17 protein-coding genes are annotated in these 18,149 nt (G+C 67.5%); 4 read left to right on the top strand and 13 right to left on the bottom strand.

Annotation, left to right across the window (positions count from 1 at the left end):
- Entirely contained in the window at positions 1–303 is a 303-nt protein-coding gene (locus ACFUC1_RS02865) for a hypothetical protein (protein WP_379116413.1), read from the top strand.
- A gap of 318 nt (positions 304–621) precedes the next feature.
- Here the strand turns inward: ACFUC1_RS02865 and ACFUC1_RS02860 are convergent, their stop codons facing one another.
- Complete coding sequence (locus ACFUC1_RS02860; protein WP_379116411.1) at positions 622–1,626, bottom strand: C40 family peptidase; 1,005 nt, start codon at positions 1,624–1,626, stop codon at positions 622–624.
- A 149-nt stretch (positions 1,627–1,775) separates the two neighbouring features.
- Here ACFUC1_RS02860 and ACFUC1_RS02855 point away from each other — a divergent pair, with 149 nt between their 5' ends.
- A complete protein-coding gene (locus tag ACFUC1_RS02855; RefSeq protein WP_379116409.1) occupies positions 1,776–2,282 on the top strand; it encodes a hypothetical protein in 507 nt (168 codons plus the stop codon).
- On the opposite strand, the gene ACFUC1_RS02850 is transcribed toward ACFUC1_RS02855, so the two are convergent.
- From ACFUC1_RS02850 to ACFUC1_RS02840, 3 genes are read right to left on the bottom strand one after another with little or no spacing between them, the layout of a single operon-like run.
- Entirely contained in the window at positions 2,252–2,671 is a 420-nt protein-coding gene (locus ACFUC1_RS02850) for a hypothetical protein (protein WP_379116407.1), read from the bottom strand. The two genes, ACFUC1_RS02855 and ACFUC1_RS02850, sit on opposite strands and share 31 nt — an antisense overlap.
- Complete coding sequence (locus ACFUC1_RS02845; protein WP_379116405.1) at positions 2,668–3,099, bottom strand: hypothetical protein; 432 nt, start codon at positions 3,097–3,099, stop codon at positions 2,668–2,670. The genes ACFUC1_RS02850 and ACFUC1_RS02845 overlap by 4 nt, the downstream gene beginning before the upstream one ends.
- Positions 3,096–3,419 (bottom strand): hypothetical protein, encoded by a 324-nt coding sequence (locus tag ACFUC1_RS02840; RefSeq protein ID WP_379116403.1) that lies wholly within the window; start codon positions 3,417–3,419, stop codon positions 3,096–3,098. The genes ACFUC1_RS02845 and ACFUC1_RS02840 overlap by 4 nt, the downstream gene beginning before the upstream one ends.
- Before the next feature lie 23 nt (positions 3,420–3,442).
- On the opposite strand from ACFUC1_RS02840, the gene ACFUC1_RS02835 reads away from it, so the two are divergent.
- Positions 3,443–4,618 (top strand): hypothetical protein, encoded by a 1,176-nt coding sequence (locus ACFUC1_RS02835; RefSeq protein ID WP_379116401.1) that lies wholly within the window; start codon positions 3,443–3,445, stop codon positions 4,616–4,618.
- Here ACFUC1_RS02835 and ACFUC1_RS02830 read toward each other — a convergent pair.
- Positions 4,556–5,266 carry an NUDIX hydrolase gene (locus ACFUC1_RS02830; protein WP_379116400.1) on the bottom strand — a complete coding sequence of 237 codons (711 nt, stop codon included), beginning with the start codon at positions 5,264–5,266 and terminating at the stop codon, positions 4,556–4,558. The genes ACFUC1_RS02835 and ACFUC1_RS02830 overlap by 63 nt on opposite strands.
- Before the next feature lie 34 nt (positions 5,267–5,300).
- Positions 5,301–5,618 (bottom strand): hypothetical protein, encoded by a 318-nt coding sequence (locus tag ACFUC1_RS02825; protein ID WP_379116399.1) that lies wholly within the window; start codon positions 5,616–5,618, stop codon positions 5,301–5,303.
- A gap of 325 nt (positions 5,619–5,943) precedes the next feature.
- Between ACFUC1_RS02825 and mobF the strand changes: the two genes are divergently transcribed.
- A complete protein-coding gene (mobF, locus tag ACFUC1_RS02820; RefSeq protein ID WP_379116398.1) occupies positions 5,944–9,159 on the top strand; it encodes a MobF family relaxase in 3,216 nt (1,071 codons plus the stop codon).
- 356 nt (positions 9,160–9,515) lie between these two features.
- Here mobF and ACFUC1_RS02815 read toward each other — a convergent pair whose 3' ends face one another.
- The 7 genes from ACFUC1_RS02815 to ACFUC1_RS02785 all read right to left on the bottom strand — a co-directional run bounded on the left by ACFUC1_RS02815 (position 9,516) and on the right by ACFUC1_RS02785 (position 17,843).
- Positions 9,516–10,667: a DUF262 domain-containing protein gene (locus tag ACFUC1_RS02815; RefSeq protein WP_379116397.1), complete on the bottom strand. Its 1,152-nt coding sequence runs from the start codon at positions 10,665–10,667 to the stop codon at positions 9,516–9,518.
- Positions 10,664–11,452: an FRG domain-containing protein gene (locus ACFUC1_RS02810; protein WP_379116396.1), complete on the bottom strand. Its 789-nt coding sequence runs from the start codon at positions 11,450–11,452 to the stop codon at positions 10,664–10,666. The genes ACFUC1_RS02815 and ACFUC1_RS02810 overlap by 4 nt, the downstream gene beginning before the upstream one ends.
- Before the next feature lie 170 nt (positions 11,453–11,622).
- Positions 11,623–12,792, bottom strand: coding sequence for a DNA cytosine methyltransferase (locus ACFUC1_RS02805; protein WP_379116395.1), 1,170 nt, complete (start codon positions 12,790–12,792; stop codon positions 11,623–11,625).
- Positions 12,789–13,232: a very short patch repair endonuclease gene (locus tag ACFUC1_RS02800; protein ID WP_379116394.1), complete on the bottom strand. Its 444-nt coding sequence runs from the start codon at positions 13,230–13,232 to the stop codon at positions 12,789–12,791. Before ACFUC1_RS02800 ends, ACFUC1_RS02805 begins: the two co-directional genes overlap by 4 nt.
- The gene (locus ACFUC1_RS02795; protein ID WP_379116393.1) at positions 13,229–13,855 is read right to left on the bottom strand and encodes a hypothetical protein; all 627 of its coding nucleotides are present in this window, start codon (positions 13,853–13,855) and stop codon (positions 13,229–13,231) included. The genes ACFUC1_RS02800 and ACFUC1_RS02795 overlap by 4 nt, the downstream gene beginning before the upstream one ends.
- Positions 13,852–15,513 (bottom strand): DEAD/DEAH box helicase family protein, encoded by a 1,662-nt coding sequence (locus tag ACFUC1_RS02790; RefSeq protein WP_379116392.1) that lies wholly within the window; start codon positions 15,511–15,513, stop codon positions 13,852–13,854. Before ACFUC1_RS02790 ends, ACFUC1_RS02795 begins: the two co-directional genes overlap by 4 nt.
- On the bottom strand, positions 15,510–17,843 hold the full coding sequence (locus tag ACFUC1_RS02785; RefSeq protein ID WP_379116391.1) for an ATP-binding protein: 2,334 nt from the start codon (positions 17,841–17,843) through the stop codon (positions 15,510–15,512). The genes ACFUC1_RS02790 and ACFUC1_RS02785 overlap by 4 nt, the downstream gene beginning before the upstream one ends.
- Between the last annotated feature and the right edge of the window lie 306 nt (positions 17,844–18,149).

Below are 18,149 nucleotides of genomic sequence, written 5' to 3'. Positions count from 1 at the left end.
ATGATCGGAACACGCACGGCCACCCTGCGGCTTACAGGTGCTGGCGAACACCTGCGGCTGAGGATTGCGAAGGCTCCGGACCCGCTCGCCAACGTGCGCGAGTGCTGCCGGGCATCGGTCGCCGTCGAGAAGGCGCTGGGCGAGGCGATCCGCGACGCGATCGACTCCGGACATACCTGGGCCGAGGTGGGGCAGTCGCTCGGTGTCGAGGCCAACACGTCGACCGGGGTCGGGGAGCGGTACGAGGCTTCACGACGTTGGATGCGGTCGAGGTTCTGGGGCAGAGGCGGGGCGGAGCGATGAAGCGCGCACTGATGTTCGTGGTCGGGCTCTACCTGCTCTTTGCCATAATCGGCCGATTCGTGGAGGGGATGGGGGCGGTCGAGTGTGGCTGCGCCGACGATTGCTGGTGCAGGCGTCCGGTGCTGAGCACCTTCCGCTGGGTGTTCCCCTCCGGCCACCGGACTGCGCCACAGGCCGAGTGACGAAGTCCGTGGTGGTGGCGGCTTGCCGGACTGCCGACGCACCCACATCGGCAAGAGCGTGATGTCACGACCCGCCAGCTCAACTGTCCTGACTCTTGGCCAGTTCGTGGCCAAGCGTGCGGGACGACCCATCACCTCAGCCGACGTGCCGTAGGGCGGAGACGCCGCGAGACACGAAGGATCTGTACGTAACGACTTTGACGACGTCCCCAGTCTTGGGCGCCACCACAACGAGGCCGTCCCCGATGTACAGACCGACGTGGCCGGGCAGGGCGAGGGTGCCGTCGCTGCCGGGGGTGAGGACGAGGTCGCCGGGTTGCAGGTGCGCCGTGTCGGTCGAGATGCCGTCGTTCATCTGGTCGTAGGTGGTGCGGCTGATTGTCACGCCAGCGCGTGCCCACGCGGCCTGGGTGAGGCCGGAGCAGTCGTACCGGTGGGGTCCGGTGGCACCCCACTGGTATGGCTTGCCGAGCTGGGCGACGGCGAATGTGATTGCGGTGACGGCGGCAGGGCTGGCGGACGCCGGGATGGTCCAGCTTTGGGGCACGCCCTGATCGCCCGGAGGCCCGGCCAGCACGCCGCCCTGCCCTCCGCCGCAGTCGGGTACCTGCCCGCCGGCACGGATCTCGGCGAGCAGTCGGGCCGCCTCCGCTTGCCGGGCTAGGTAGTTGCCGCCCACGGTCGCCGAGTAGTGGTTGGCCGGGCTCGGCGTGCCGTCGTATGCGGAGCGCTGGACCACCTGCGCGGCATACGCCGGCGGCAAGGACGACCACTCGCGCGTGGTGAGCAACACATCGACGAACAAGCCAGTGGACGCAGCTGGGTCCATTCTCTGTGCGGCGGTGCCCCAACTCGGCCGTTGCTGGAACAGTCCGAGCGAGTCGTGGTCGTACCCGACGCCTTGGCTGGGGTGTGCCGCGCCCGCCGGGTCGTGGGGATTGGCCAGGACGAGCAGGTCGGACTCGGCGAGGGCCACCATAAGCGCGATGACGGCCACACGGTCTCCACCTCGTGCGGCCGCGACGGCGACGATGGTCCTGGCGTTGGCAGCCTGCGCCGGCGACAGCCCGCGTACTGGCCCGCTGCTCGCGCAGACCGGCGTGGCCGCGAAGGCCGGGTCACCACCGGACCCAATCACCACGACAGCGACAAGACCAGCCGCTGGCCAGGCGAGGCAGAGACCGGCTGCGACGATCCGATGGAACGACATGCTCAGGTTACGGGCGGCGAGGGGCCAGCATCCGCCGATCGCCCGGTTGCGGTGTCGGCGGGGCGCAGGACAGTGTGAGCATGACGACGACCGAGAGGGAGGCGCGGATGCGGCCCAGGGCAAGGACGCGTCAATATCCGTCGACCGCGCTGACGCGGGCGGCGGTCGAGGATGCCCGTGCCCTCGCGCTTGAGCTTGCCGGCCTGAGGCCGCACCAGATGGTCGACGCTTCCTCGCTGGGCATCGTCGTCGAGCCCGGTGAGACGGCGCTCCGTTCGGTCCCGATCTGGCTGCGGTGGCAGGTGGACGGTGAATGGCAGGCGGCCCAGCACTGCGCTGCGCTGGTCACAGATCAGCGCGTCGTAGTGCGGTTGGTGACCTCCGGCCTGCGGTCCTTCTGGTGGGGCTCCCTCGTTGGCCTCGACATCGATCTGTCGGCAGGCCACGTCGTCCTCGACTTCGGCGATGGCCGGCCCCGCGCACTGTCCGGCGAGGCGGCTCCCGTGGTCGCGGTCGCCGGCGTGGCGGCGGCATATGGGATTGAGGCCTTGGCGACTCACGAGGCGATCGGGCCCCTGCGTTCCTGACCCGCCACCACTGCCGGGCCGAACGCCTCCCGCAGCTGGCGCCGCCAGTTCCTGCGTTGTGTGTCGGTGAGGTCGGCGCCTGCGACGTACAGCCTGAGCAGTCCCGGCCAACCGCCTGGTGATCCACCGAGGAGCCGGTGCATGATCCGCAGCTGTGCCGGGTTGTAGCCGAGATGCTTGAGCATGGTGCGGGTGGCGACCCGCGAGTTGCCTCCGGATTGCGTGTTCCGCACGATGGCAAGGGGATCGGGGACGTTCCGGCGGGCGGCATCCTCGACCCGGCATACGACGATGTCGAACGCCGCACCGAGGTGGACCAGCGCGAGTCCCTCCGTCCGGCACCCCAACTGGTCGGCGGCCCAGCTGACGAACGATGGCCTCGACGTCATGGCGCGGTCCTCTCCTCGTCAACGAGGGCCCACCGGATGGGTGTGCCGGACGGGACGCCGGTGAGGCCGCGGAGCTGGTCGGCGCGGGCGGCACGCCCCGACCCGTTCATCCCCAGAGTCGCGACGGCCCGCATCATCCGGAACAGGCGGCCCGGAGTGAGGGCGCGGGCCTCCGCCTCGTGCAGCTGCAGCCACTCCATCACGGCGAGGACCTCGTCCCCGGCGTACTCAGGCGTGATGGTCACCGACTTCGCTGACCCCATCGGGACAACAGTCCGGTTCGTGCGGGTGCACACCGTCTTCCAGATCACTTCCATCAGGTCCGTGCGCTCACTGGACTCCTCGCCGACGGACGGGCAGGCAGCGAGCGCTTCGGCGAGTGCCGTGTCGTATGCCGCGGCCTCCGTGTCCCGCGTCGTGGCGGTCATGCGGTTCTCCCCTGCTCGGGGCGGGAGCGCTTGTTCTGTCCCGCCTCTCGTGCCATGACAACCCGGTCCCGGGGGCAACGGCGCATGATTCCGGGTCTGCTGTGGACAACCGGAAAGGTGCGCTGCGTTGTCCACAGGTCGGCGAACGACTGCCTCCACGCGACCTGGGCGTTGAGCGCCCCACTGGCGCCGACGAAAGGCAGCCCCGGGGCGGACGGTCCGGGATGTTCTACATTGGTGAGCGTCCATCGAGAGGCCATGCCCTGCTTCTCCTTGGTGGTTGCGACCTTGGCGATTGCTTCCACCGTGGCGTCGGACATGGCTGTGGGGTAGGTGACTTCCGGTGACTGAGGGTGACTCGGCCGAAGTGACGAGGGCGCGAACTCCTTTGCGGGAGGCGCGAATTCGTCTCGGCTGGAGTCAGGCTGCTGCGATGCGGCGGTTCGCTGTCGCGGCGGAGGGGATGGGTGCGGTTCCTCCGGTGGGTGCGTCGCTGAAGCGCATGTTCGCCTACTGGGAGGCGGGCGAACGCGCAGTCTCGGTGCCTGAGTACCAGCGCGCCTTCATGGCGATCTACGGGGCCACGCCCGAGGCATTGGGTTTCGTCCCGCCCGACGACACAGGCCGGATCGCACAGATCCGCAGCGACGAGTTCGCCCTCGTCCATGCCGACGACGGGCTCGTCGCACTGCTTGAAGCGCAGACCCAAGGGCTGCGCATGGTCGACCGTCAGCTCGGGTCATCGGTCCAGTCGGCCGTGGCCGAGGCCCACGTCCGACAGATCGAACAGATCCTCCACCGCTGTGTTGGTGACCACCGGGCCGGGCTCGGGGCGGCGCTCGCAGGCGCGGCCGCGCTCGCAGGATGGCAGGCGCTCGACAGGGGTGACATCAACGCGGCATGGGCACTGCACGAGCTGGCGAAGGACGGCGCCAGGGAGAGTGGCGACCCGGCTCTCCTGGCCCACGCCACGGCACAGCAGTCGACCGTCCTGCTCGACGCCGGGCAACCGCAGGTGGCGCTGGAACTGGCCGGGAACGGCATACAGCTGGCCGACACGAAGGCGGCACCCATCCTTCGCTCCTGGCTCCTGGCCACTGCGGCGGAGGCGTTCGCGGCTGCGGGCGACGGCGGGTCGTCGCGCAGACAGTTCGACCGCGCCCAGCGGCTCTTCTCCCCCGAAGGGGCGGAGGCGCACCCCTCCATTATGCTCACCGCCGCGCACCTGGACCGATGGCATGGACACTGCCTCGCCGAGCTCGGCGACCCGGCGGCCGTCGAGGCACTCCATCGGGCCCAGTCAGGGGAGAACGACTCGGTGCGTGCCGCCACCGGCCTGCACGCCGACCTGGCCTTGGCGTTGCACGCGGCCGGCCGGGAGGATGAAGCGGCAGCCGAGGCGGTCCGCGCGAAGTCGATGGCAGACCGGTTCGGGTCGGCGCGTCAGCGGCGACGCCTACGGGCTGTGCTCGCCAGGGTCGAGGGCCAGCACGTGCAGGAGCCCCACCAAGGTTCCTGAGTTCAGGATCTTCCCGTCGATGATCAGCTGGCGGACCTCGTCGAGCGCGACCCACTCGAACGTCCCCTCGTCCGCCTCAACCGGCTCGGCGACCCTCTCGGTGCCCTCGGCGAGGAAGACGTGGTGCGGGCTCGAGACCATGCCGACCATCGGCTCGAACGTCACCAACGGCGTGATCGTCCCGACCCTGTAGCCAGTCTCCTCGACGAGCTCACGAGCGATCGTCTGCTCAGGTGGTTCGTCATCCTCGAGGAGGCCGCCCGGCAGCTCGTAGTTCCAGATATCAGGAACGAACCGGTGCCGCCAGCTCAGCAGCACGTGCCGACGGTCAGGCGATAGAACGACCGCCATTGCGGCCGCCGGCATCCTGACCGTGTGGTGCTCGAAGTGCTGGCCGGACGGGAGGACCACCTCGCTGAGTCCCACCGTGACCCAACGGCTCTCGTAGATGGGCCGGGATGAGAGGACCCTCCATCCGTCGGTGCGCTGATCCTCTCCCATGTGCGAACCTCCCATATCCCGACGCGCGGGCCGACCGGGGCGATGCCCGGAGTGCCCAATCGGGCCCAGCCTAAGCGCCTCGGCGAACCGCGCGACGGACCTCGGGCTGAAGTCCGTGGTAGTCCTCACCTTCGGCAAGGCGCGCATGGCTCACGGACTGGGGGGCGAAGTGGGTGCAGGTTCACGCCTGGCCGGCCGTGGAGGACTCTGTCATGCTCACGGCTGGCTGGCCTTGCTGATCCGCGTGCTCGGTGTCGCGCACCCGTCGCTTGAGCTCGGCGCGGTCCACATCGAGCAGGTATGCCGCGCGGTCCAGTCCGGAGGTCTCGACGACCGCCGCTTGGGCTCGTGCCAGCGCGCAGTCGGCGTCATGGAGGCGCGTCGCCGCGCGATCTCGGCTCTTGACGGCCGCATCGACCTCCTTGAGGGCGCGGGCCTCGGTCTGCTGCGCCTCACGCAGCCGATCCCTGGCTGAGCGCCTGACGGGTGTTGCGGTCATGGGCTGACTCCCTTCGCGGATTGGCATGTGCCAGGCATACGGTCGCCACCGGGGCAGGATCGCCCACACCGAAGGGCGGCCTTGTTTCGCCAAACCACAGTCACGCCTGCCCGAGCGCACCCAGCCTCCACTGCCCATGCACGCATTGCCGCTCATCGTCCCCGCCTCGCCCGACCCACGGCCAGGGACCCGACATACGCCAGCGACCCCGCCCGGCACCTCGCCGTCATTTCCACCCTTCCGCTGATCACCACACCTCTGGCACGGTCGCTGCGCTCCGTGGGCGGGTGCTGCCCCGCCGGCTCCCGTAGACCCTCTCGTGACGATGTCGATCAGGCGGATGACGCTCGGCGCCGGGTACGCGTACCTGATGTCGTCGGTGGCCCGCGCCGACGAGGCGCGTGGCGTGTCCGGGCTGACCGCGTACTACGCCGCGACGGGCACCCCACCTGGCCGGTTTCTCGGCGCCGGGCTCGCCGGGCTCGGCGCCGGCGAGGGAATCGCAGCCGGGTCGCTGGTGAGCGAGGAGCAGCTGTGGCGGATGCTCGGGATGCTGCAGGACCCGCTGACCGGGCAGCCCCTCGGCCGGCCCCCGCAGCCGGACCGGGCCCAGCTCATCGGCCCGAGCGGGCGGGTCGGCAAGTCCGCGAAGACGGTCGCTGGGTTCGACCTGACCTTCTCCGCGCCCAAGTCCGTGTCCGTCGCGTGGGCCTTGGCCGACGACGCGACCCGCGAGCGCATCCATGCGGCGCACCGGGCGGCGATCGAGGACGTCCTCGCGTATGCCGAGCGGCACGTGTTCACCACCCGAACCGGTGCTGGGGGTGTGGTTTCCCAAGACGTCCGTGGGGTGATCGCGGCAGCGTTTGACCACTGGGACTCCAGGGCCGGCGACCCTCAACTGCACACCCACGTCGTCGTCCTCAACCGCGTGCAGGCCGTCTCCGACGGCGGCTGGCGCACCCTCGACTCCAAGGCGCTGTTCCGAGCGACCGTGGGCCTTTCCGAGCTGTACAACGCTGTCCTCGCCGACCGGCTGACCGTCGAGCTCGGGTGGGCATGGGAGGCCCGGCAGCGCCCCCGCTCCGCTGCCCCGGCGTGGGAAGTGGCCGGGGTTCCCGAGGCGCTGATGGACGAGTTCTCCCAGCGGGCGCACCAGATCGAGACGGCGACCGAACACCTTGTCGGGGAGTTCGTGGCCTCGCACGGGCGGCGTCCGAGCACGGACGAGGTGCTCCGCCTGCGGCAGCAGGCGACCCTGTCGACGCGGCCGGAGAAGGAGCGGCACAGCCTGCACGACCTCGTCGCCGGCTGGCTGGCCCGGGCCGAGCGCATCATCGGCATGGACGGTCCCGGCTGGGTTGCCGGACTGGCCCGCGAGGGCGCCAACGCGGCCAGCCAGCGGGCCGGCGTCGACCATGCGGTGATCGGCGCCGCCGCGCAGCGAACCCTGGCCCACGTCGGGTCGAAGCGGTCGGTGTTCAACCGCGCCAACGTGTTCGCCGAGGCCGTCCGACAGCTGCACGGGCACAGGTTCACCACCGCCACGGACCGTGTTGCGGCGGTCGAGGGCGTGACCGGGCTAGTCCTCGACGCCGCCGTCCGGCTCACCCCCGACGACGGCATCGAGTCGCTCCCGGCCGAGCTGGTCCGAGCCGATGGGTCGTCCCGGTTCCGTGCCCGTGACGGCGTCACGTTCACGACCAAGGAGACGCTGGCGGCCGAGGAAGCGCTCGTCGACGCCGGCCGCACGACGGACGCACCGATCGTCGAACATGTCCTCGCCGAAGCCGCCGTCGCCGCACAAGTACCCCGATCCGACACCGTCCTCGGCCCCGACCAGGCCGCCGCCGTGGTCTCCATCGTGACATCAGGCCGCGCCCTGGACGTCCTCGTGGGCGCGGCCGGGACAGGAAAGTCCACCGCCATGGCCGGCGTCCGCGCCGCGTGGGAGGCGGTCTACGGGGCCGGGGCCGTCGTCGGGCTCGCACCCTCCGCAGCAGCCGCCGAGGTCCTCGCATCCGCCGTCGGCGTGCCGACCGAGAACACCGCCAAGTGGCTCACCGAACACGACCGCCAATCCCAGCGTGAGGCCGAGTTGGCCCGCCTCGACGCCCGGCTCCGCTACGCCGCCCCTTCCCTGCGTACGCGTGCTCTGCAGCGCCGCCGCGACCGCATCGACGCCGAACACAACCGGTGGGGACTCGCCCCCGGACAGCTGGTCATCGTCGACGAAGCCTCCATGGCCTCCACCTGCGACCTTCACCGCATCACCACCGAAGCCCGCACCGCCCATGCCAAGGTCCTCCTCGTCGGCGACCCCCACCAGCTCTCCCCCGTCCAAGCCGGCGGTGCGTTCGCCCTCCTCGTCGCCGACCGCGACAACCCACCAGAGCTCGGCGTCGTCCGCCGCTTCCGGCACGAATGGGAACGCGACACCTCCCTGCATCTGCGCGCCGGGCACCGCACCAGCATCGACATCTACCAGGCACACGGCCGGGTCACCGGAGGCCCGCGCGAGGATGTCCTCGACCGGCTGTACGCCGCGTGGCGGGCCGACATCGATGCCGGCCGGACCGCGGTCATGGTCGCCGCCGACGCGACCACCGTCGCCGAGCTGAACTCCCGCGCCCGCGCCGACCGGGTGGCCGCCGGCATAGTCGGTGACCACGGTGTCACCACCGCCAACGGAACAGTCATCGGAGTCGGCGACGTCGTCGTCACCCGGCGCAACAACCGCGACCTGGCCGTTCGTAGCGGGTGGGTCAAGAACGGCGACACCTGGACCGTGTCAGCGTTGCGTCCGGATGGTTCGGTGACGCTCATGCGGCCCGGAAGGGCTGCTGAAGCGCCTGACTCGGTCGAATTGCCCGCGGCATACGTCACCGAACACCTGGACCTCGGCTACGCCATGACCGCCCACCGCGCCCAAGGCCGCACCGTCGACATCGCACATGCATACGTCACCGCCACCACGACCCGCGAACCGCTCTACGTCATGGCCACTCGCGGCCGCGAGGCCAACCTGCTCTACGTCGACACCACCTACGACCCCGACCGCGGAACCGCCCACGACGACCTACCCGAGACCGACCCACTCACAGTCCTGCGCGGCGTCCTTGCCAACGGCGCCGCCGACGTCTCGGCTCTCCAGACGCGCGCCGACGAAGCCGCCACGGACGCAAGCCCCACCCGGGCCGCCGCCGAAGGCTCAGCCCTCCACGCCCTTGCCCGCGAACGCCGCTACACCACCGCCCTACTCGCGGCCGGCTACACCAGCCAGGAGATCGGCGCCGCCAAGGATGCCGACCAGTGGCGTCGCCTCGTCGCTCGGCTCAGCACAGCAGAGCGAGCCGGCCTCGACCCCGGATCGGCCGCCACGCTGCTCCGTACGGATACGGTGACACCATCCCTCGCCCGTCTGAACGAGACTCTCGGCCGATGGATTGACCACCCCCGACAGTACGGTCGCTCCGTCGACGACAGCTGCCACACTCGATGGGGCGCCGAAGTGCCGCGCTCCATCGAGCACCAGATCTGAACCGCAGACGTGCCAACTCCACTCACGCGCGCCAGCCGATCAGTGGTCGAGAACGCAGACGGTCATGAACCCGAGTCCTCTGGATGCCTTCGAGGGCATCGCGACTACCTCTGCTCCGTGCCGGAACCTACCGATTCACGCGGTTTGGTGAGGGATTCGCCCGCGCTTCCAGACCTCAGGATACTCGTGCGTTGCGGACAGGATCCGATCGTTCCGGCCAATAAACGGTACCGGCGCGAATGCCCGCCACGCAGGCGGAGAGTGCTCGGCGACGGGCCGCTTCAGGCGGGGTGACTTTCGCGTGGTCGCGGCCCCTCGCCGTCGGCTGGCCACCCTCTGATTTCGTGGCGACTTGGCTACTCCTCGACGTCGTCGTGTTCCGGCGGGTCGACATCGTCGAGTTGGTCCAAGCCGGCGAGCGGGTCGCTTTGAGCGTGCCCGGTCACGAAGGCGCTCAGGATCTCCGCCCGACGTTCAAGGGCGCGCCCGTCGTTGGTCGATTGGACGAACACGTTGTACTCGCGCAACCGGCCGTTGGCCGGTCGGCTATAACCTGAGTCGTCTTCAGGCATCCGTGACGCCTCACGCCTAAGCTCCTCGAACTGGAGAAGTTTGGCCCTCGTCGCTGATGCCATCGCAGTCGTCTCGCGGAAGACGATGTAGTAGACGACGACTGTCCCGATAGAGGCCAGGAGAGGGTCGTCGGTCTCGAACACCGACGACATCCGATCGAGCGTCGCCGTGGCCTGATCCCGATACTGCTTCATCGTCGAAGGGGACAGAGACGGATTGGCTCCGTGAGTCGCCACGAAAAGGTCGTAGAGCGTCGCGGCCTTGGTGTCGACGATGCGGTTCCTCGTTGCGGTCTGATGCTCGATAGCGAGGAACTTGGCTCCAAGCTCGCGGTACTTGTAGCGCGCGCTTCTAATCGGGGATCGGCGTACGAGAAGTTCATGCTCCGCGAGCTCGTTCGCCGCGTCGCGGGTAGCCCCTGAAACCGCATTCCTTCGCTCAGCGGCATTCAGAGCAGAGGACGCGTTCAGCCGCTGAAACATCTCTTCGATTAGATCGACGCTGTCGGTGTTGACCCTCACGACCGGAAGCTCATAGTCGAGGAACCGTTGGGCGAGGTTGGGATAGGACGCGCGTAGGTCCTGCAGGGTCATGCCGCCGGCACGCACGTCTTCATCTTCGAAGAACCAGAAGTCGTCGGCCAGGCCCAGTTCCCCGTCGAGAAAGGCGGTGATGGCTTCGAGTCGCTGTTTGCCATCGATGACCGCGTACTGCACGGTGAGCCCTTGATCGTTTCGGTGCTTGGTCGTCGGTACCTCAAAGTAGAGCTTGGGTACATCAAGGCCGTTGAGGATCGAGTCGATCAGCCGGCTGCGAGTCTCCTCCTTCCACACGCCACCTTCACGCTGGTACGCGGGGTTCATGTCGATAACCGACCGAAGGCGAGTGAAGCGCGTCACGGACAGCTCGCGCAACGGCTCTGTCCGGATCTTCACGAGACTCCTCCTCCGTGCTGTGACCTGATCGACTTGGCTATCCGGTCGAGATCCCGATAGATCGACGCTTCATTCAAGCCCAGCACCTCGAGCTGGGTTCGAATGTCACGCTTGGCATCCGAGGGAACGAGGAACGACAGCAGCGCGTCTGCGCGCCGCAGCGGCTCATCCGGTTCACCCGCCAGTGGGCGCTGGCTCACCGTGAACGTTCCGGCTTGGAAACGGATCCGATCGAACGAGTGCGGCGCGACCACTGCCCTGGGCTTCCTGCGGGCGCCGCCATCACCGCCGGGCAAATACTCCCGCAGCGAGATCTCGCTGTCGTGCAAGAGGGCGGGGTGGCCGCCCCCGGCGTCGCCCGCTTCCTCGTTGAGCCTGTTCGGATAGAGAACGAAGAGTTCGCCGTCCTGCTCAATCCCCTCTGCGCCTGCAGCCGCGACGCGTTCGCTGGCAAAGTAGAGCGCCACGAGTGGGCTTTTGGACCAGTCGAGCAACCGGGTGGGCAGCATGTGGTGCTGGGCGAAGGTTACCCAACCCCACTCGTCGAACGCGTACGGCAAGCCGGCGGCAGCCGCCTCTTGGCGGAACCGGGCGAGCATCGCCAGCTCGGTGTCGCGGTGTGCGGGTGTGCGGTGGACGGAGGGCTCCAGGAGCCAGCTCTGGTCGCGATGGCCCCGATACCAAGTCTCGCGGCCCTCCGCGGTAACGGGCCCGAGCAGCCGCATCAAATCTTCGACGCTGGCGATCGTCGAACGCCCTTGGTCACCGCTTCCTTGTTCCGTCACGATGCCACAAACTATCAGCGCGTCACGCCGGGCTTGACCGAAACCGCGCGAGTCCCGAGGCGAGGTTCCAACGACCTCCGTGGTGGGGTTCGCTCATCTGAGCACGAGACTGACGATGCCCGCCGTGAGAGCGGGCTCGCCAGCACTGCGTCGCAAGGACCCGGGTGCGCTCAGACAGCAAAGTGCTCCCTGAGCCTCTCGGCGAGCAGTCGCGCGAGAGGAGTCGCGACAGCGTTTCCAATGGCTCCCATCGCGCGCGAGCGGGGCACGGGGAACTCATAGTCGTCTGGGAAGCCTTGGATCCGGGCGGACTCCCGCACTGTCAGGTATCGAAGGGTGTCGTCGTCGAATCGGATCATGGCTTCGCCGCCGCTGACGCCGTGAACGCCTGCCTTGATCGTCTTGGCTGGCCAGTCGAACGGGCTGCCGGAGTGCTTCGGGTACGCGCGGGCTCCGGGGATGCCACGGTGGTTCGCGACTCCATCCGCGTCCATGCCGTCGAGCGGATCGGGAAGGCCCTTGATGGCGTCCCGGATTGTCTGCCAACGGCCCTTGTCGGGGCGACCGGTCTCTTTGAGCTCCCGAATGCGCGACTCTATGCCGTCGGGCTGATCGGGCATAGCGAGGTTGTGTTCGGTCCAGTAGTCGCCGCTCACCCATTGGTCGTAAAGCAGAGCGTCGCGTGAGTGATCACCCAAGATGTCTTCTGGCCAGATGGCGGCCCCCGGCAGGTCGCTTCGCATTGCGATGAGGAAAACGCGTCGCCGGTTTTGGGGAAGTCCGAAGTCAGCAGCTTCGAGCAGGTGCTGCTTAACGACGTAGCGCAGCGAACGCGGGCTGGCCTTTCGGATCCGCGCGTCGTGTTCGGTCCAAAGCTCATCGCCCTTCACGGCGACGGTGGGCTTCTCCAGCTGATGCTTGATGTAAGTGAAGTAAGGCAAGAAGGACGGGCGGGTGAGGCCGGGCACGTTCTCGAAGATGACGAATTTGGGCTGGAACTTGCGGACCGCATCGAGCGCGGCGGGGAACATGTTGCGCTCGTCCTCGTCACCTGCGTGAACACCGGCGAGCGAGAACGGCTGACACGGTGGCCCGCCTGCGACCAAGTCGATCTCGCCGGCGGAGATGGCGGTCTCCTGGAGCCAATGGCGAACGTCTTGTTCGTGGACGTTTTCCTCGGGCCACAGGTCGGGCCGGCGGCGGGCGTTGTGACGAAGCACGGTAGCGGCGGGCTTGTACCACTCGACCAGGGCGCGATGCTCGAACCCCGCCTGCCGCGTGCCCAGAGCCATGCCGCCGCCGCCGGCGAACAGCTCGACGGAGGTGAGTGCGCGTGTCATCCCTCGCCGCCTTCCCGACGACCGCGAACGACAGCTTCGACGCGGTCGGCTGCGGCGGTGACGTCGCGCTCGATCTCGGAAGCCCAGATCCGGACGACTCGCCACCCCAGGTTGGTCAGTGCGTGCGTGACTTCTCGGTCTCGCTCGATGTTGCGTTCGATCTTCTTCTTCCAGAATCCGGAGTTGGCGTGTTCGAACTCGTCCTCGAAGGCGGTGAGTCCGCGTGTTTTCCAGCCGTTGCCGTGCCAACGGTCGCCGTCGACAAAGCAGGCGACACGTGCGCGACCGAAGACGAGGTCAGGTTTGCCGATCAGCTTCGAGGTGACTCGATAGCGCAGCCCGCGGCGATGCAGTTCCCGACGAAGCATCAGCTCCGGCCGCGTGCCCGTGTGCTTGACCGCGCCCATGATGCGCGAGGTGACTTCGGGACTGCGGGTCACGACTTCTCACCGCTTCCAGAAGGGCGCTGCGCCGCGCGGTAGTACTTGATCGGGATGGAGCAGCGCTCGGCGATGCGCGCGTGTCGCCGCCTTTCAGCCTGAGTGGTCGGGCGCTCCATGCTTTCCAGGACGATGACGCAGGCGGCATTGGAGGGATGGTCGGCAAGGTAGTCGATGGAGGCCCAGATGAGGTGGCGGAGGTTCTTCGCAGAGTCCCACGCCAGGTAGGTCGTCGCCCCATCGATGGTGGCTAAGCAGTGGAACGGCTTGATGCCAACGGATCCGTCGACCGTAACGGCGTCGTTCCCTAGGGCGTGGGCCACGAGCTGCCGCGGGGTCGGACCAGTCGAGGACCCGAACCTCGCGTAGCGGCCGGCGCCCAGTCGGGCACGACCGTACTCCTTCATCGGCCCGTCCTTGATCCACGATCGGGCGTTCTCGACGCTCATGTATTTGGTCAGGACGCCGCCGATTTCAGTGTCCGTGACCCACTCGTCGTATTGGTTCGTCCTAGCGCTGGGAGGCAGGTGCTCCCAGTCGAGGCGATCGGCAGCGGCGTAGAGCGCCTTGACGACCGACTCGATTTGGTCGCGTGGGACGCGACGGGACTGGCTGGCGTTCATGAGGCGGGAAGGTCTGGGTCGAGGAACTGCAGACGCGCGTCGTCGTTGGCGGTCTCCAGGTCGGCGGCGTCCAGGATCCACTGCTCCAGCAGTGATTCGGCTTGTGCGTCGCTGAAGGTGATCTGCGGCTGGGGCACGTTGGGCAGGACCTCGATCTCCTCAGCGTTGGCCTGCCGACGCAGGTTGAGCAGCGCGGCGACGCGCCGGAGGTCGCTGACGAAGTCTAGTGCGATGACCTTGTGCTTGCCCTCGCGCAGGCGCAGGCCGCGGCCGAGCTGTTGGACGAAGATGCGTCTGCTGTGGGTGACCCGGGCAAAGCAGATGATGTTGACGTCGGGGACGTCGACACCTTCGTTGAGGATGTCGACGGCCGTGAGGATCGGCACCCGTCCGGATCGAAAGTCGAGCAGTCGGAGTTGGCGGTCACGGACCTTCAATCCTTCGTGGATGGCCTGGACGTTTCGCCACTCGGGGGTCCGGCGCAGCAGCTCCGCCATCCTCTCGGCGTGCTCCTTGGTCTGGCAGAAGACGATGGCCCGGGGGTCGAGCGTGGAACGCCAGGCTTGGGCAAGCTCGTCGAGGATCGCCTCGTCGCGTTCGGGGAGGAAGAGCTTGGAGTTCAGCTCCTTCATCGAGTAGGAGCGGCGCGAGACGTCCTTCACGACATGCCAGTCGATGTTGTCTAGGAAGAGCCGGTAGTCGACCTGAGCGAGGTAGCCCAAGCGCATGCCTTCGCCGATGCCGAGTTTGAACGACGCCGCGCCGAAGTGGGCTTCGATGTCGTACTTGTCGCCCCGCCACGGTGTTGCGGTGACGCCGAACTGGCTTGCCTCCGAGAGGTCGTCGAGAAGTTGTCCATACAGTCCGTCCTCGCCGACGTGGTGGGTCTCGTCGATCATCACCAGCGACGGCCGATATCCGGCGAGGGCGACGTTGAGCGCGCTGGCGACGGTGGCGAACGTGACGCCGTGGATGTCCTTGGGCTTCTCGTCGCCGGTCAGGACTTGCGTCTTGACCGTCTTGGGTAGGTGTCGCCACATGGCCCGCTCGAGCTGAGCGACCAAGTCCTTGGTGTGGGCCGCGACCAGGATGTCGGCTTTCGGGTCCAAGGAAAGGTGGTGGGCGATCACTTCCCCACCGACGACGGTCTTGCCGAGGCCCGTGGCGAGAACCAGCAGAGCCCGACCTTCGGTGTCGAGGACGTCGATCAGGGCGGCGACCGCGTCACTTTGATACTTTCGCAGCCGGATTCGAGGCGGTTGATCGGGCGCTTGCTCCCACAGCTGCTGAAGGTCAGCGCCGGTCCAGAAATCGATGCGCTGTCCGGTGCGCGCGAGGACTTGGGCTCGCGCCACGGCGTCTCGGCTTGGTTTGACGTTCGTGACCACGACGCCTCGATGCGCGCGGTAGTGGTCCATCGCGTTCGAGACCTCGTCGACCGCCGTCCGGGGGACGCTGCCCTGTCTTTGCCACTTGGCCTGAAAGACCCACTGTTGACCGGCGATGGTGGCAAGCAGGTCGCCTCCAACGTCGCCGGATCCGTCGATGTTGGCGATATCACCGTAGCGAAGGAGGCCGAGGAGCCGCTCCACTTGCGCGGTGAACCGGCGCTCGCCACCCAGGATGAGCTGTCGGGGGTCTACGAAGGAGTCGCTCATGGCGATACCTCTTCGATATCCACGAGCTCGGCCTCGAGAAGCCGGCAGCTCAACTTGCCGCGGTTCAACTCGTCGGGGCGGCGTCGCGTCTGGTGCTCGGCCAGCTGACCGGCGTCATTGAGATATCCGATCAGGCGGTTCACGGTGAGTGCCCGGGCGTGGTTATCGGTGAAGCTGGAGTACGAGGCGCGGAACACCCTGCCATCGAGGAACTCGCCCGGTCTCTGCTGGATCAGACGCGACAGAGCCGCCGAGGAGGCGTAGAGGATCCAGTCCCCGCTCTCGCGAGCCTGCTGCCAGTCGGTGTCGAGACCTTTCTGGGCGAATCGCTGTTCAGCCGCAGCCTGCTCGGCTTCGACGACGTAGGCCCAGAAGCCTTCGGAGTTTCCGGCGATGACCGGGCGCATGATGACGCGGACGCGGTCGAGCAGCGCGTGTGCCTGCGCTCCCAGCGCGCTCGGGGTCAGCTTCTGATCCGGGAGGCATCGGTCCTTGAGCTCGGCGATGATCGAGCTCAGCCCTTGGTGGCTGCCACGTCGGTCGCGGATGTGCTCCGCGATGCCGAGGACCGCGTATTCGCGCGGGTCGCCGCCGAACTCGGTGAAGAGCGCGTGGTCGAAGTCGACGAAGACATGGACATCGCTGCCCCGTTGCTGCTGGACATAGACGGGCACCCGTTCCCCGTTTGTGTCAGTGACCTCGGTATTGGCGATGGCGTACACGGTCACCTTCAAGGCATTCCCGAAGCCGGGGAGGGCGTAGTCGCCTGAGACGTCGTGGAGCACCGACCCGGACTGGCGATACCGCTCCTGCTTCTGGTCCTCGGTCTCCCGTGGAGGAGTTGGGTCGCCCTGTTCGGGTTGGGAATCGGTGGGCTCGGGGATGTCGAGCCGGTTGCGCGCGTCCCCGTCGCCATCCGCGAGGGTGTCGCTCGCCTCGGGCGGCACGATGACCTTCGGCTCGTCGTGCTGCTTGGCCGCTTCGTACCAAATGTGGTCGTCTTGGTAGTCGGGCTCGCCCTTGCGGAACAGCTTGGACCACTCGCGGGCCTTCTCGTGGATGGCGTGGGAGCCGTCACCAGGGACCAGACACTTCAGGCCCGGGTCGAGTCTGCGGTAGCCAGTGAATAGTCGACCGATAGGTGATTCGTTCGTCGGGTAGCCCGCCACGCGAGCGATGTTCGGGCGGAGCGGCCCCTCACCTCGCAGAGTGCGCGCGACGTGCTTCCACTCGACGGTGTTGTACTCGAACGCGTTCTTCTGGTAGTTGACGCGGACGTGGTCGATGTGGATTTCCCCCACGATCCGACCCTCGTAGGGGACCTCGATCGGGTACTCGACCTCGGGTCGGGCACCGGGCTCGTTGGGGTCTTCCCAAGCGAATAGCCTGACATCACGCACCAGGATCTTGCGCCCGTTGCGTAGAAAGTCGATGCCGAAGTCGGACTTGTGAGAGTAGCGCTGGATGCCCAGCCAGCCCGTGATGCGGCGCTCTCGTTCCTCGAGATCGGTGCTGCCGCACTCCTCGCACTCGCGGGCGGTCAGGTCTTGCCAGCGGCCACAGGAGTGGCAGGCTTTCAGCGGTGTGAGTTCCTTGTTGATCTCGATGTAGGCCGGGTACTTCTCTCCGCGCTGGACCACGAATCGTTCCTCGCCCCAAACGCACGGCAGGAGCGCCCGGACGGCCTTGCTGTCGACGAGCAACGAGAAGTGCCGGTCACGCAGCAGATAGGAGTAGACGTCGCCGAGGAGGTCGCGGATCTTGGACTGTTGACGCGAGAGAAGGTCGTGCTGTTCCTGGCGGAGGTCGCTGACGATGACCTGGGTGCCGTGTTCGGCGGGGTCGTCCTTAGGCTCCCGGATGACGGGCACCAGGAAGTTGTCCCGGGACGCCATTCGTTGCAGGTCGAGGGTGACTGTGACCCACTCGGGGTCGCCGGCCCGAGTGGTGCGCACCTTGGTCGTGTTGCCCAACCGCGCCGTGGCGATGTTGAAGCCCATGCCGAAGAGCCCTAACTTGCCGTAGCGGGCGTTGCTGGACCAGCCCGCCGAGAGCGCGTTGTTGAGGTGCTCCAGGCTCATCCCCCGGCCGTTGTCGCTGACCCAGACCTGGGCGTCTCGGTGATCCGAGTCGCGGCTTGGCAGGCTGATGGCGACCCGAGGGCTGACATCCTTGGGCGGGCTGCTCAAGAAGTCGTCGAAGGCGTTATCGATCAGCTCCGCCAAACATTGCCAGGGAGCGAACTCGATGTCGCCCAGCACGGCCAGCAGTCGTGGGTGCGGCGTGACGTCGATACTCTCCCCGCTGAGCGAAATCTGCTCATCGACCACCGTCTAATTCCTCCCCGACCAGTCACCAGTTCTCGAATCTGACCCTATCCGGAGGGGCCGACAGTCGGTGGTAGATCGGCCACGCGCGCCGGACGATCAATGGTGACGACAACCAACAGGCAGAGACCGCAGGGTCTAATCCAGTCACCCCCGACACGTTTTCGCAGGTCAGAGGCCCTTTGGCCGTTGCTAGCGAAGGCTCGTCCGCGCCGACTGAGTAACTATTGAGGAACTATCCGCGCTTCCAGCGAAGCGCATTCTCAGCGCGATCGCGATTGGTGCGGACAACGGTCTCGGCTCCAAAAC

It is taken from the genome of Pedococcus sp. NPDC057267 (genome assembly GCF_042668795.1).
Taxonomy (GTDB): Bacteria; Actinomycetota; Actinomycetes; order Actinomycetales; family Dermatophilaceae; genus Pedococcus.
This window is presented reverse-complemented; position numbering and strand designations above follow the sequence as displayed.